The organism is Paraclostridium sp. MRS3W1, assembly GCF_032465715.1.
In the GTDB taxonomy this organism is placed as follows: domain Bacteria; phylum Bacillota; class Clostridia; order Peptostreptococcales; family Peptostreptococcaceae; genus Paraclostridium; species Paraclostridium dentum.
The window spans coordinates 1-15023 of the sequence record NZ_JAWDJM010000099.1; the positions used below are offsets into that span (position 1 = coordinate 1).

The window sequence follows — 15023 nt, forward strand, 5'->3', positions numbered from 1 at the left end:
CTAAAAGTGCATCTAGTATTGCATCTGATATTTGATCACATATTTTATCTGGATGTCCTTCTGTAACTGATTCTGATGTAAATAAATGTCTTGCCATTTAATTATCCTCCTAGGTTTACTTATTTTATCTTATCGCTTACTATAAGTGCTAATTCTCTTAATATTTTACATGCCGTAACTGTAGAAACATTTGTATTATCATAATCTGGACTAAGCTCTACAATATCTAATCCAACTAAATTTATATTTGAATTTTTTAGTATTTTAAAAATCCCCTCAAACTCTTTATAAGTTACTCCTCCTGGTTCTGGAGTCCCAGTTCCCGGAAAAATAGATGGATCTAAAACATCTAAATCAATAGTTAAATATATATTTTTATTTTCTAGTTTATCTACTATTTCTTTAAAAGTATTTATAGTGTGAGTTTCCATATATGTATGCTTATACTTTAATGCAAATTCAAACTCTTCTTTAGTTCCAGATCTTATTCCAAATTGAAATATTTTATTATCTCCAACAATATCCCATATACGTTTTATAACTGTCGCATGTGAATTTTCATTATTATTATACTCTTCTCTCAAATCTGTATGCGCATCAAAGTGAAGCACATACAAATCATTGTATTTTTCATGTACTGCTTTAAATGCAGGTAATGTTACTAGATGTTCTCCACCTATCATAAAAGGTACTTTATTATCTTTTATAATACTTTTTGTACCTTCATATATTTCATTTAAAACTGTATCTGTATTTCCTATGCTAAGTTCTAAATCTCCAATATCACAAATCTTATAATCATCCATATCTAAGTCAAGTATTGGGCTATAAGTTTCTAATCCATAAAACTCAGGTCTCATTGAAGATGATGCAAATCTAGTTCCCGGTCTATTTGAAGTGGTTCCATCAAATCCTGCTCCAAATACAACTAACTTACTTTCTTCGTAAGAATCATCCATACTCATAAATGTAGGTGTATTATAAAATTTATTTTTCATTTAACATATCCACAACATATTGAGGTAACATAAATGCCCCAGTATGTATATTGCTATTGTAATATTTAGTCTTTAAGTTTAAACTTTCCCAAGCTTCTTTGTTTTGATCTTTTATTGGATCATATTTTTTAGATGCAAAACCAAATAACCAATGTCCTGATGGATAAGTAGGTATATGAGCTTGGTAAACCTTAGCTATAGGGAATAAATTAGTTATTTTTTCATTAGCTCTTTTCATTTCTTTAGCATTAAAGTCAAAGTATGGGCTTTCATTTTGATTTACAAGTATACCTTCATCACTTAATACTCTGTAACAATCATTGTAAAAGTCAACTGAGAATAACCCTTCTCCAGGTCCTATTGGATCTGTTGAATCCACGATTATTAAATCATATGATTTATCTTTTGAATTTTTAACAAAAGCAACTCCGTCTTCAAAATACAAGTTAACTCTAGGATCATCTAATTTACAAGCACATATATCTATATACTCTCTTGATACATCAACTACCATTTTATCTATTTCAACCATATCAATTTTTTCTATTTGAGGATATCTAGTTAACTCTCTTACAGTACCTCCATCTCCTCCACCTATGACTAATACATTTTTTATATTCATATTAGTTGCCATAGGAACGTGAACTATCATGTCATGGTATATAAATTCGTCTTTGTAACTTACCATCATAAGTCCATCTAAAGTTAAAAACTTTCCAAATTCCTTACTTTCAAATACATCAACCCTTTGAAAATCTGATTGATCGCTAAATAAGTGTTTATCTACTTTTATTGAGAAACGAACATTGTCTGTCCACTCTTCTGTATACCAAAGTTCCATAAATTAGACCTCCGAATTTTGAATTTAATTTTTTATTTTTATATGTTTTTATTTTTATTTATATATATTTTTAACCGTCAGTTTTTTGACCGCTTTTTATTTATATGTTATAATTGAATTTGAATTTAATTTTTTATTTTTTATTTATATTTATTTAGGTTATTATTATTTATATAGCTTCTTGCTCGTCTTGTGGCTTATGAGTAATATTGCCTAAATCTTTTTTTGCAAATTTTTGTATCTTTGATGTTAATCCTCTAGGTATTTCTGTTGATTCACTTCTTTCAGCTTTAAGTAATTCTTCTAACATTTCAAAGCTTTTCCAAGGGTCTATATCTCCACAAGTAAAGAAATCTGCAGCTGCATATCCATATTCTGGCCATGTGTGTATAGTTAAATGAGATTCTGCTATTATTACAGCTCCCGATACTCCCCATGGATTAAAGTGGTGAAATACTGAATCTACTATAGTTGCTTTTGCATTTAAAGCTGAGTCATTCATATATTTTTCAATAAGCTTTGGATCTCTAAGTATATCCTCATCACAATTATAGTACTCAACCAATATATGTCTTCCTAAAGTTTCGAACTTCATAGTCGTCACTCTCCTTATTAAGTTTTCAATTTATTTTTTTATAACTAATATATAATTTAAGTCTTTGTCTTTCATATCACTTAAATATGCATTATTGTCTTTTAACAACTTTATATAATCTATAATTTCTTTTGTAATTATTTCTCCAGGAGTTACTATCGGAATACCTGGTGGATAAGCCATTATAGATTCTCCAGAAATTCTTCCAATACATTCATCAAGTAAAACCATTTCTTTATCTTTATAAAAAGCATCTCTTGGTTTTAGTTTCAATATTGGGTTTATCTGCTTTATATCTATATCATTTATCTTATCAGGCTTCTTATATATTTTAGATATAACTTCTAATGCATTTATTAATTTGTCTACATCTTCTTTTTCTGTACCTATAGATATTAAAGCTAATATATTATATAAATCTCCTAATTCAGCTTGAACTGCAAACTCTTTATATAATAAATCATAAACTTCAAGTCCTGTTAAATTTAATCTTTTAACATTTATGCAAAGTTTTGTCTCATCTATAAACTTTACTCCTTCGTCATTTAAACATTCCGTAGATACAACTTTTATACCTTTTACTTTATTAAGCCTAGCTTTAGCATATCTTGAAAGATTTAAAGCTTTCGATAATTGTTCCTGCCCATTTGACACTAAATTTGATCTAGCCCCATCAATGCTACTCATTAACAAATATGATGCTGATGTTGATTGAAGCATGTTTATACATTGAAGAACCTTACTAGACTCTATACTTTTGTTATTTAAAAGTAATGCTGAAGCTTGCGTTAATGCCCCTCCTGTTTTATGTATGCTAACCGCTGCCATATCTGCTCCTAGCTTCATACTTGATGGTGGTAAGTCATCATGAAACGGGAAGTGAGCTCCATGTGCCTCATCTACTAAAACTAATACATTATGTTCATGACATATGTCTATAATTTCTCTTAAATCACTACATGCTCCATAATAAGTTGGATTAAGTAAAAATAAAGCTTTTATCCCCTTATTTGTTTCAAGTGCATACTTTACATCTTTAGCTCTTATATTAAGACTTATTCCTAGTTCTTTATCAAACTCCGGTTGAATAAATACAGGTTCTCCTCCACTTAATATTAGTGCATTGATAACTGATTTATGTATATTTCTAGGAAGAAGCAATTTATCATTATCCTCTATGATGCTTAATATCATTGCATGTATAGCTCCTGTAGTTCCATTAGTTATAAAAAAAGCATCATCTGAACCATAAGCATCCGCTAAAAGCTTTTGAGCATTTTTTATGACTCCCCTAGGATTAGATACATTATCCATTAATGGAGATGAGTTTATATCCATTTTCATCAATTCTTCTCCATAATAATTATTTAATATATCTACTCCTTGATGTCTTACATGACCAGGTACATCAAAACATGCTATATCTTTTTTTGAATATTCTTTTAGTGAGCTTAGTAGTGGTATTTGACTATGATTTAACTTATAACTTTTCTCATATTCTAACTCTAAGTTTTTACCTATAGCTTCCAAATCGTTCCTCCCCTCTTTATTTTAAAGATTGATTTAACTTTTTAAAGGTTATTATTTCTATTCATAAAATTTAGTTTTATTAAACTCACAATATTTATTATATAAAGTTTTAGCTATTTTGCAAGCACTTTTTTTATTTTTTTATTTCTAACATTAATTTTTCTATTTCTAGTTATTTCAATGTATATACATATTTTTTCATTTTTATGTTTATATTAATTTTTATTATGTTTAGTTAAGGTAAACTTTTGTTTATATTAATTTTTATTATGTTTAGTATAACTAACTTAATTTTATCGTTTTACCAATGCTTTGATTTAATATTACTAATCATTAATGTATATTACTGCTAAACTTTTTTAAAATAATAAATTTTCACTTTTTTTAACCAAATTGATTTTTATTTACAAATAATTAATTTATTCCATAAAAAAAAGCTAAAAAATATTTTCAAATTATTTTTTAGCTTTTTATATTTATTTTTTAATTTAATTATTTTTTAAAAATTATATTTATATTATCATCAGTTTCATCTTTAAAAATTTTAGCATTAACTCCATAAACTTCCTTTATAAGTTCTGTAGTTAAAACTTGTTTTGGAGTTCCATAAGCCCTAATGTCTCCATCTTTTAATACATATATTTTATCACAATACATAGCTGCAATATTTAAATCATGAATAGCTGCTATAACTTCTATACCTAACTCTTTAACGATACCCATTAATTGTAGCTGATATTTAATATCTAAATGGTTGGTTGGTTCATCAAGTATTAAACACTTTGTATCCTGAGCTAAAGCCCTTGCTAGTATAACCCTTTGTTGCTCTCCTCCAGATAAAGTATTAAAGTTTCTATTAATTAAATGCCTTATATTTACTTTATCTATGGCATTATATACAATTTCATAATCTTCTTTAGTATCTCTGTCCATAACTTTTTTATAAGGACTTCTTCCCATAAGTACCATATCTAATACCGAGAAATCAAAGTTATTATGATTATGTTGAGCTACAACTCCAATTTTTTTAGCACTGTCTTTAGTTGATATACTTTTAATATTAATATCATCTAGGTATATTACACCGTTGCTTGGGGTTAGGTTTCTATATATACACTTTAAAAGAGTGGATTTTCCGCTTCCATTAGGCCCTATAATTCCTACAAATTCTTTATTTTTTACATCAATATCTATGCCTTTTAATATTTTAGTTTCATTTATAGAAAGCTCTAATTTTTTAGTTTCTATTCTCATTAATTAGTACCTCCAAACCCATAACTTCTTCTTATCATTAGATAAACAAAGCAAGGAGCTCCTATCATAGATATAAGTATTCCAATCGGAAGTTCTGCATTTTTTATTATTATTCGAGATAATACATCTGACCATATTAAAAATATGGCTCCCAAAAGTGCAGATATTGGAATTATTTTTTTATGGTCAGTCCCAAATAAACCTCTAACAATGTGAGGTATTATAAGTCCTACAAATCCAATCATACCAGATGAATAAACCACCAACCCTACTAGGAGAGATGTTGCAATTAGATATACTTGTCTATACCTATGTAAGTCAGTCCCTAATGTTATGGCTACATCGTCCCCCAATAACATTAAGTTTAATATTCTATACTGACTTAAAAAGAATATAGTTCCTATTAAAATCAATGGAAGTATAAATACTATTTCCTCCCATTTAGCTCCAGCTAAACTTCCCATAAGCCAAAATGTTATATTTTTCATTCCTTCTGCATCATTCTTTATATAAACTATAAAACTTGAAAATGCACTACACACAGAACTCAAAGCCATTCCCGCTAATAATAGTTTTGTAGAGTTTGATCTTGATCCTGTGTTTGAAATCATTAAAACTAACATCGAAACTAGAAATGCACCAAAGAATGCAAATATTCCTATTGAGTTTTGTCCTAATAAAGTTGTAAATCCTAACATTATAGCTATTGTAGCCCCTAGTGATGCTCCAGATGATACACCAAGTATATAAGGATCTGCTAGAGGATTTTTTACTATAGCTTGCATTACAACTCCACATACAGACAGTCCTATTCCTACACATAAAGCTAAAATTATTCTAGGTAGCCTAATAAACCACACTACATCATGGATAGCTCCATTAGATAAAGTATTTTCATTTCCTATACTAAATAGTTTATACCCTATTATTTGATATACTTGCTTTATGCTGATGTCACTTGAACCTATTGTTACAGCAAATAAAATAGATAAAATTAAAGCAACAATAAGTCCCATAATAACTAATATATATAAGGGCTTTGTTTTCACAAAGCCCTTTTCTTCATTATTTTCATATTTTCTTAAGCTTTTCATTAATTGCATATGTCCATGTCCCTCTTTCTACTTACTTGGATAAAGTCCATTTGCAAAAGTTTCTATTCCATCTATAGTTCTTACTCCACTACAATACATTTGTCCTAATTCTATTGGATAAACTCTATTATTTTTAACTGCATTTAAACTTTGTAATGCTTTGTCTTTCATAACTAAATTTTTAGTTTCTTCAGATTTTTTACTATCATCATCTCTATTCATATACACTACAAATATACTGTCTGGATTTAATTTTACTAAATCTTCTTTACTTAATGGATTTCCATCTTGATTTAATAGTTTTGCACCTAGCTTAGTTACCATATCTCCTCCTAGAGTGCTTTTTCCATATCCACTAATTTTATCATCGTAAAATTCAACTATTAAAGTAGTCTGTTGCTTTTTGCCTTTTTCAGACTCTACAACTTCATTTACTTTCTTATTTATATTATCAACTATATTTTTAGCTTTATCTTCAACGTTAAATATTTTCCCTATATTTAATATATCTTCACATTCATTTTTAATAGTTTTATGTTCTACTGCTCCACTATTTAATGCCATGTATGTATTTGTGCCTTTATTTTGCCAAAAATCTACTGTTCCTAAAGTTTTATCTTTAAACAAAGAATCCCATCCTACTATAAGATCTGGTTGTAACATCATAGTATTTTCTTTAGACGGTGTAAACTCATCTAAATACTTAACCTTTTTAAAAGCTTCTTGATATTCATCTTTAACCTTATGGTCTAATCCAGCCGCAGCAACTATATTATCTTCTAACCCTAGTGCTAACATAGTTTCTATAGAATTTTGATAAACTGCAAGTACCTTTTTAGGTTTTTCTTTTATAGTAACCTTTATTTCTTCTTTGTTACTATTGTGCGTAGTAATAGTTACTGGATAATAATTATCCTTTGTTTCATTTGTTTTTTCTACCTTCTTTGTAGTCGTGTCTTCAGTTTTAGTTTCTGTTTTACTGCACCCTACGAAGCTTAGCCCTATAACTAAGCTAAGCAAACTTAATTTGATTTTTTTTGATATTTTCATCTTGTCTCTCCCTCCGAAAGTTTGTTTTATCTAGGCAGGTCTCCTGACTTATACATCACCCTAATCTTTACCTTCCCAAAGAAATTCTTCAGTGGCTTAAAAAAGACTCGTCCGTAATTACAGTAGCGGGGGCTGTTGATGATTTTCACATCATTCCCTATTAATTAATAAAAACCTAGTATTTATATTTATCATTATAATGTTACCATAATCCGATTCATTTTTCTATAAATTGCAAAATTTAGACATCTTATTTTTTAAGCATAAAAAAACTCACTTTCACAGTTTATACTATAAAAGCGAGTTTTTATATTAAGCTAATTCTAAAGCTATATTCATCATTCTTGTAAATGCAGTTTGTCTTTCCATAGCAGTAGTTGCTTCTCCTTTGAAAGGACAATCAGAAATTGTTAATATACAAAGAGCATTAACTCCAGCTCTTGCAGCATTCATATAAAGTGCAGCTGATTCCATTTCTACAGCTAACACTCCCATTTTAGTCCATTTTGCTAAAGAATCTAATCCTTCATCTCCATAGAATACATCACTGCATAGTATGTTTCCAACTTTAGGCTCAACTCCTTGGCTTTTTGCAACATCTACAGCTTTGCTAAGTAACTCATAGCTTGCTACTGGTGCAAATGTTCCTGGTAAGTTGTATTGAGATGCATAATTAGAATCTGTACAAGAACCCATACCTATTACTATATCATGCATTTTTAAGTCTTCATGTAAAGCTCCTGCAGAACCTATTCTTATAAGATTTTTAACTCCATAAAAATGGATTAATTCATATGTATATATTCCTATCGATGGACATCCCATACCTGTACCTTGTACTGATATTTTTTTACCATTATAGTATCCAGTATAACCATTCATACCTCTTACAGTGTTGTATTGAACAACGTCTTCTAAGAAAGTTTCTGCTATAAATTTAGCTCTTAAAGGATCCCCTGGTAATAATACTGTTTCTGCTATATCTCCTAATTTACCGCTATTGTGTGGTGTTGGTGCTCCCATTGCCATAATTTCATTCTCCTTTAACTATCATTAATATTATTTAAACTTAATTATAATCTTATTTAATATCAATAATTATATATACAATTTAAAATTGAAATACTATTTCTTATAACATATATGTACTTGTATATATTGATATCTTATTTAGTCTACACTCTTTATCTTTTAGCATACACTATATTATATGTATATATTACAATTTTTTATTCACTAGTACAATACTTTCTGCCAATTTTTATAATTTTTAAAATTTAATTACATTTATAGTTTAATTAAATATAAAAAGCTTTATCAATCATAATATTATATTATATCGATAAAGCTTTTTATTTAAAGTCTTATATTATGCAAATTTCTTATTACTCGATTTTATAACCTGTTGAGCTATATTAGCAGAATGATCTGATACTCTTTCTAGATTACTAATTAAATCTAAGAATATAACTCCAGAGTCCACACTACAAGAACTTGCGTTTAACCTTCTCATATGATTTGCTCTACAGCTTTTTTCCATCATATCAACTTGCTCTTCCATCTTTATTACTCTACACGCCAAATCCACATCTGACTTCTCTAAACTTTCAAGAGCTAAACTGTACGTGTCTACAACCTTTTGGTATAATTCTTTAAGTTCAACAGATCCATCTTTAGATAAACTTAAATCATTATCTATAACTGTAGTTGCAAGCTCTGCTATATTTTCTGCATGATCTCCAACTCTTTCTATATCATTTACAGTATTAAATAATAAATCTACACTTTCTCTAGAATTATCATTTAATGAAGTTTTAGATAATTTCAATAAATAATTTAGTATGCTTTTTTGTAAAATATTTATTAGCTTTTCATTTTTAAAAGACTTATCTACTTTTTCTTTTGATTTATTTAAAAATCCTGTCATTGCATTGTCTAAACTTTCTTTAGCTTTTTCACCCATTCTTAAAGTTTCTTTTATAGTATTTGATAAAGCTATAGATGGAGTTTCCATCATTCTATCATCTATGTAATGAACAGTCTTTTTGCTTTTTATTTCTTCTTCTCTTTCTGGCATAAGCTTCATAGTAAGCTTTACTATGTATTTAGAGAAAGGAAGTAATAATATAACATTTGTTATATTAAATAATGTATGAGCATTTGCAATCTGTCTACTTACATCATCTGGATTTAAGTTTTGAACTATCATAGTTATAGGTTTTGTTAAAATTAACATAAATACGATGGTTCCTATTATATTAAACACTAAGTGCATTAAAGCTGCTCTTCTAGCATTTATACTAGCTCCTATACTAGATATTAAAGATGTAACACATGTACCTATATTTTCTCCATATAGTATAGGCAGTGCTGCAGTTAACGGTATTAAGCCTTGAGATGCAAGTGCTAATAACATCCCCATAGAAGCACTCGAACTTTGGACTATTGCCGTTATTCCAAATCCTAATAAGATTCCAAGAATAGGTCTATTTCCAAAAGCAACTAGTGCATCAGTAAATCCTTTGAATTCTGATAATGGTTTTACTGCATTTTTCATAAAATCCATTCCAGTAAATAATATCCCAAAGCCTATTAAAATTTCAGCTATTGTTTTTGTTTTTTGATTCTTTGAAAATAAATACATTACTATACCTATACCTAATGCTAAAGGTGCCATTCCTACTAAATCAAGAGATACAAGTTGAGCTGTTATAGTCGTTCCTATATTAGCCCCCATTATAACACCTATAGCTTGAGGTAATGTCATGATTCCTGCGTTAACAAATCCAACTACCATAACTGTAGTTGCACTACTACTTTGTATAATTGCTGTTACTAGAGCCCCTACTAAAACTCCCATTAATACATTACTAGTTAAAAGTCCAATTATTCTTTTTAATTTTTCTCCTGCTGATTTCTGAAGACCATCTGCCATAAGATTCATTCCATATAAGAATAGTCCCAGTCCTCCCATCAAATTTACTGCTATTTCCACTAATAATTTCCTCCTTAAAAATCAAACGTGTTTTCTGTATTTTTTCATTAATTTGATTTTAACAAATATTTTGTCAATTTAAGTTAAGGCTATGTTAAGAAACTCTCTTTTTTGTTAAGTTGCTGTTAATTATTAAATTGAGATTAAACTTTAGTTAAAAAACAAACTTTTTCGTTAATTTTTTGTTAATTATATTTATATATAAAAATAAGAATATGATACTATACCCTTATTTTTATATACATTAATTCAATTAATATTGTTTACGTTAAAACCCTAAAGTTGCAACGATTATAGCTTTTATTGTATGCATTCTATTTTCACTTTGATCAAATACAACAGAGTAATTAGATTCAAAAACTTCATCTGTGACTTCCATTTCTTTTATTCCAAAATCTTCATAAATATCTATTCCGAATTTAGAATCTAAATTATGAAAAGCAGGTAGACAGTGCATAAATATAACATTCTGACTGCAATTATTCATAAGTTCCATACTAACTTTGTAATTTATTAGCTTTTCTATCTCATCTTTTGAAATATCATTTGATTCTAGTATAGATTTCCATGGGCAAGTGTAAATTACATCTGAATCTTTAGTTCCTTCGTAAATATTTTCAGTTAAATTTATGTTAGATTTATTTTTTTTACTTATATTTTTACATTCATTAACCAATGATTTATCAGGATGTAGACCACTTGGCGCACATATAGTAAAATTAATTCCCATTTTTGCACATGCTATCATTAAAGAGTTTACTACATTATTTTTTGCATCTCCAACAAATGTAATATTTGCACCTTTTAAATGTCCTAACTTTTCTTCTATAGTTAATAAGTCTGCTAAAGCTTGGGTAGGATGATACTCATTTGTCATTGCATTCCATACAGGAATTTTAGCAAACTCATTCAATTGATTTAAATTATTCTGAGTTCCTCCACAATAAGCTATCCCATCATATATTTGTCCAAATGTTCTAGCAAAATCTTTCGTAGATTCTTTTTTATAAATTTGTAGTTCATTGTCACCTATATATGTTACTCCTATTCCCAAGTCCATAGCAGCAACGTCAAATGCACATCTTGTCTTAATTGAATTTTTTTCAAATATAAGTGCAATATTTTTAGTATCTAATTTTTTGTGAGATCTATCTAATTTTTTAGCTATTTTATAAAGCTTCGCTAGGTCTAATAGGTATCTTATTTCTTCTTCTGTATAATCTAATAAAGTCAAAAATGATCTTCCCTTTAGATCTATAGTCAATTTAATCCCCCCTAATAATTGTCGTCTATTTATTTTACTCTTTTATTCGTTTATATGTGCTATGCCAAAGATAAAAATAAAGAAAGAATACACCGATAACATAAGTGTATTCTTTCTTTATTTTTATCTTTATTCAAATTTTTGATTTATTGTATTTGGCTGATCAGGTCCTGCTCCTGCTCTATAGTAAGTAGTTTTATTTCCATACTTATCTATTTCGGTTACTTTTTCTCTATCTGTATTAGTGTTTTCACTTTCCATATATAGCATTTCTTTGAATATGCCTCTTACACTATTTAAAAATGAATTTTCTTTCAAAATAAGCACCTCCAGTAAAATATATTGACTTAAATATACATCACTTTTAGTTTTCTCTTATTTTCATTAACAAATACAGTAAAATTTTTACATTTTTAAATTTTATTTCATTACTTTTTTTATTAATTTTAATTTATCTTTATATGGTGGAAATACTAAATTTATATCTATTTTACTACTTCTTTTTACAATTGCTTTTTCATATGTAAAAGTTTTAAAACTATTGTATCCATGATATCTTCCAATTCCAGATGTTTTAACTCCCCCAAATGGAAGATTTGTAGATGCAACATGTGTTATTGTATCATTTATGCATCCACCTCCAAAAGTAAAGTTTTTAATTATATAATCACTAAAATATTTATCTTCTGAAAAAACATATAAAGCCAGTGGTGTTTGATGTAAGTTTAAGTAAAACCTTATATCGTCAAGTTCACTATATTTTATAATAGGCATTATAGGGCCAAAGATTTCATCTTGCATAACTGCGTCATTGTAGTTAACATCTTTTAAAATAGTAGGTGAAATATATCTTGTTTTCATATCAATCTCTCCACCAAATACTATTTTTTCATGATCTTTATCTAGTATATCTTTTAACCTACTCATGTGACGGTCATTAACAATTCTTCCAAAGTCTTTACTATCTTTTATTTTTTCTCCATAAAAATTTGTTATAGTAATCTTTAACTTTTGTATAAATTCTTCATATATATCTTCGTGGACTAATAAATAATCCGGTGCTACACAAGTTTGCCCAGCATTTGCAAATTTTCCCCATACTATACGTTTTGCTGCCACGTCTAGTTTTGCAGTTTTATCTACTATAGTTGGTGACTTCCCACCTAATTCTAAAGTTGTAGGTATTAAATTTTTACTAGCTTTTTCCATAACTATTTTACCTACATTTACGCTTCCTGTAAAAAAAATATAATCAAAATTTAAATCTAATAAATTGCTATTTACAGTATAATCCCCAACTACTATATCAATATAATTTGAATTAAAACACTCTTTAATAATTTTAACTAATATATATTCAACATTAGTAGTATATTCTGAAGGTTTAATAACAGCTGTGTTTCCACCAGCTATAGCTCCTATAAGTGGTTCTATAGTTAATTGGAAAGGATAATTATAAGGCCCTATTATAAGAACACTTCCATATGCAGAATTATATACATATGACTTTCCTGGAATTTGAGCTATATCATTTCTTACTCTTTTTACTTTATTCCATTTTTTTATATTTTTTACTGCATGATTTATAGATCTATATATAAACCCGACCTCTGTAGTATAACTTTCAAACTCAGATTTTCCTAAATCTTTATAAAGTGCATCTATAATTTCATTTTCATATTTTTTTATCGTTTGTTTTAAATCTTTTAAAGCTTTAATTCTATCTTCAACACTAATTATTCCAACTTCATTTAAATGCCTTCTTTGATTTTCCAATATATCTATATAAGGTTTCAAAATAACTCATCTCCAATTGTATATTTATAACTTTATTATATATTATTTCTCTACCCATTTGAACTCCATCCCAACATAAAAAAGAGATACTTCAAAATAATTTGTTTAGGATAAATATTTGACTTTTAACGACCTTTAAAGCATCTTCACGCTTTGGGAGTAAAATTTAAATATTTATCTTCTAACAATATTATTTTAAGTATCTCTTGCTAACTCACCCTACTCTATAGGTTTAAGTTTTGATGTAAAATGTCTTAAAACTTTAGGTTGCCAAGTTATTTCATAACCTTTTATTTGATCAGCTCTTTCTTTTATAGATATCAATGCATCTACAATAACATCTAGATGAGCTTGAGTATAAACCCTTCTTGGAATCGCAAGTCTTGTAAGCTCTAATTCTGATTGACGTTGCTCACCTGTTACAGGATCATTATCTAACATATACGAACCTATATCACAAGTTCTAATTCCAGCTTCTTTATATAATTCTATTGCAAGTGCTTGTGCAGGGAATTGGTAGTATGGTATATGTGGAAGTAACTTCTTCGCATCTATAAATACTGCATGACCTCCAACTGGCGATTGATAAGCTATTCCCGCCTCATCAAGTCTATTTGCAATATACTCCATTTGTCCTATACGATATTTTAAGTAATCAAAATCAATTCCTTCATAAAGTCCAACAGATAAAGCCTCTAAATCACGTCCAGCTAAACCTCCATAAGAAACAAATCCTTCAAATGATATTGTACGAGCTTTTACATTGTTGTATAACTCTTCGTCATCTCTAACTCCTATAAGTCCTCCCATGTTAACTATAGCATCTTTTTTAGAACTCATAGTCATCATATCTCCATAGCTAAACATTTCTTTTACAATTTCTTTTATAGTTTTATCTGCATACCCTTCTTCTCTAGTTTTTATGAAGTATGCATTTTCTGCATATCTTGCAGCGTCTATCAATACAGGAATTTTATATTTTTGAGCGACTTTATAAGTTTCTCTCATATTTTCCATTGATACAGGTTGCCCACCTGCAGTATTGTTAGTTACTGTCATTATTATAACTCCAACGTTTTCTACACCAAACTCATTTATTAATTTTTCCATTCTAACTATGTCCATATTTCCTTTAAATGGAGCATAAGTCACTGTATCTAAGGCTTCAGGAACTACACAGTCAACAGCTTTAGCCCCAGTTAACTCAACATGTGCTCGAGTTGTGTCAAAGTGCATATTTGATATAGCGTATTTACCTTGTTCTACAAATAAAGGAACTAACACTTTTTCTGCAGCTCTACCTTGATGAACTGGTTGTATATATTTATATCCAAATATATCTTTTGCAGCTTCCACCAATTTGAAGTAGCTACTTGCTCCAGAATATGATTCATCTCCTAGCATTACTGCTGCCCATTGCTTTGAACTCATTGCCCCTGTTCCACTGTCTGTTAATAAGTCTATGTATACGTCATCTGCTTTTAATGAAAATAGGTTAAAATTTGCTTCTTGGATTTTTTCTTCTCTTTCTTCCTTTGTAGTCATTTTGATAGGTTCAACCATTTTGATTTTAAATGGCTCTGCAACATATTTTTTACTCATAAT

14 protein-coding genes and 1 riboswitch are annotated in these 15023 nt (G+C 28.5%); all 14 genes read right to left on the reverse strand.

Annotation, left to right across the window (positions count from 1 at the left end):
* The coding region (locus tag RWY47_RS07595; RefSeq protein WP_316030286.1) for an S-adenosylmethionine synthetase N-terminal domain-containing protein at nucleotides 1–97 on the reverse strand (97 nt) is incomplete at its 3' end.
* A gap of 22 nt (nucleotides 98–119) precedes the next feature.
* Nucleotides 120–998, reverse strand: coding sequence for an agmatinase (gene speB / locus RWY47_RS07600; protein WP_021430744.1), 879 nt, complete (start codon nucleotides 996–998; stop codon nucleotides 120–122).
* Nucleotides 988–1839, reverse strand: a complete 852-nt coding sequence (speE, locus tag RWY47_RS07605; protein WP_142730353.1) for a polyamine aminopropyltransferase — start codon at nucleotides 1837–1839, stop codon at nucleotides 988–990. The genes speB and speE overlap by 11 nt, the downstream gene beginning before the upstream one ends.
* Before the next feature lie 169 nt (nucleotides 1840–2008).
* The gene (gene speD / locus RWY47_RS07610; protein ID WP_021430742.1) at nucleotides 2009–2434 is read right to left on the reverse strand and encodes an adenosylmethionine decarboxylase; all 426 of its coding nucleotides are present in this window, start codon (nucleotides 2432–2434) and stop codon (nucleotides 2009–2011) included.
* A gap of 30 nt (nucleotides 2435–2464) precedes the next feature.
* Nucleotides 2465–3964 carry an aminotransferase class I/II-fold pyridoxal phosphate-dependent enzyme gene (locus tag RWY47_RS07615; RefSeq protein ID WP_224170363.1) on the reverse strand — a complete coding sequence of 500 codons (1500 nt, stop codon included), beginning with the start codon at nucleotides 3962–3964 and terminating at the stop codon, nucleotides 2465–2467.
* A 492-nt stretch (nucleotides 3965–4456) separates the two neighbouring features.
* Nucleotides 4457–5218: an ABC transporter ATP-binding protein gene (locus tag RWY47_RS07620; RefSeq protein WP_224170364.1), complete on the reverse strand. Its 762-nt coding sequence runs from the start codon at nucleotides 5216–5218 to the stop codon at nucleotides 4457–4459.
* Nucleotides 5218–6321, reverse strand: coding sequence for a FecCD family ABC transporter permease (locus RWY47_RS07625; RefSeq protein ID WP_332841588.1), 1104 nt, complete (start codon nucleotides 6319–6321; stop codon nucleotides 5218–5220). The genes RWY47_RS07620 and RWY47_RS07625 overlap by 1 nt, the downstream gene beginning before the upstream one ends.
* Nucleotides 6322–6339: 18 nt before the next feature.
* Entirely contained in the window at nucleotides 6340–7362 is a 1023-nt protein-coding gene (locus tag RWY47_RS07630; RefSeq protein WP_150842272.1) for an ABC transporter substrate-binding protein, read from the reverse strand.
* 16 nt (nucleotides 7363–7378) lie between these two features.
* Nucleotides 7379–7556: riboswitch (cobalamin riboswitch) on the reverse strand.
* A 118-nt stretch (nucleotides 7557–7674) separates the two neighbouring features.
* Nucleotides 7675–8385 carry a purine-nucleoside phosphorylase gene (deoD, locus tag RWY47_RS07635; protein ID WP_021428849.1) on the reverse strand — a complete coding sequence of 237 codons (711 nt, stop codon included), beginning with the start codon at nucleotides 8383–8385 and terminating at the stop codon, nucleotides 7675–7677.
* Nucleotides 8386–8731: 346 nt separating this feature from the next.
* Nucleotides 8732–10357: a Na/Pi cotransporter family protein gene (locus RWY47_RS07640; protein WP_021428883.1), complete on the reverse strand. Its 1626-nt coding sequence runs from the start codon at nucleotides 10355–10357 to the stop codon at nucleotides 8732–8734.
* A gap of 268 nt (nucleotides 10358–10625) precedes the next feature.
* Nucleotides 10626–11621 carry an ornithine carbamoyltransferase gene (gene argF, locus RWY47_RS07645; protein WP_224170365.1) on the reverse strand — a complete coding sequence of 332 codons (996 nt, stop codon included), beginning with the start codon at nucleotides 11619–11621 and terminating at the stop codon, nucleotides 10626–10628.
* Nucleotides 11622–11750: 129 nt separating this feature from the next.
* Nucleotides 11751–11939, reverse strand: a complete 189-nt coding sequence (locus RWY47_RS07650) for a hypothetical protein (RefSeq protein WP_021428893.1) — start codon at nucleotides 11937–11939, stop codon at nucleotides 11751–11753.
* Nucleotides 11940–12041: 102 nt separating this feature from the next.
* Nucleotides 12042–13418, reverse strand: a complete 1377-nt coding sequence (locus RWY47_RS07655) for an aldehyde dehydrogenase (RefSeq protein ID WP_224170366.1) — start codon at nucleotides 13416–13418, stop codon at nucleotides 12042–12044.
* 219 nt (nucleotides 13419–13637) lie between these two features.
* A complete protein-coding gene (locus RWY47_RS07660) occupies nucleotides 13638–15020 on the reverse strand; it encodes a tryptophanase (RefSeq protein WP_224170367.1) in 1383 nt (460 codons plus the stop codon).
* Nucleotides 15021–15023 lie beyond the last annotated feature (3 nt).

What these genes read in the sequence shown, in the direction of transcription:
- RWY47_RS07620 (WP_224170364.1), bottom strand. Translation starts at nt 5,218, where the DNA reads ATGAGAATAGAAACTAAAAAATTAGAGCTTTCTATAAATGAAACTAAA.
- deoD (WP_021428849.1), bottom strand. Translation starts at nt 8,385, where the DNA reads ATGGGAGCACCAACACCACACAATAGCGGTAAATTAGGAGATATAGCA.
- speE (WP_142730353.1), bottom strand. Translation starts at nt 1,839, where the DNA reads ATGGAACTTTGGTATACAGAAGAGTGGACAGACAATGTTCGTTTCTCA.
- RWY47_RS07660 (WP_224170367.1), bottom strand. Translation starts at nt 15,020, where the DNA reads ATGAGTAAAAAATATGTTGCAGAGCCATTTAAAATCAAAATGGTTGAA.
- RWY47_RS07625 (WP_332841588.1), bottom strand. Translation starts at nt 6,321, where the DNA reads ATGCAATTAATGAAAAGCTTAAGAAAATATGAAAATAATGAAGAAAAG.
- speD (WP_021430742.1), bottom strand. Translation starts at nt 2,434, where the DNA reads ATGAAGTTCGAAACTTTAGGAAGACATATATTGGTTGAGTACTATAAT.
- speB (WP_021430744.1), bottom strand. Translation starts at nt 998, where the DNA reads ATGAAAAATAAATTTTATAATACACCTACATTTATGAGTATGGATGAT.
- RWY47_RS07630 (WP_150842272.1), bottom strand. Translation starts at nt 7,362, where the DNA reads ATGAAAATATCAAAAAAAATCAAATTAAGTTTGCTTAGCTTAGTTATA.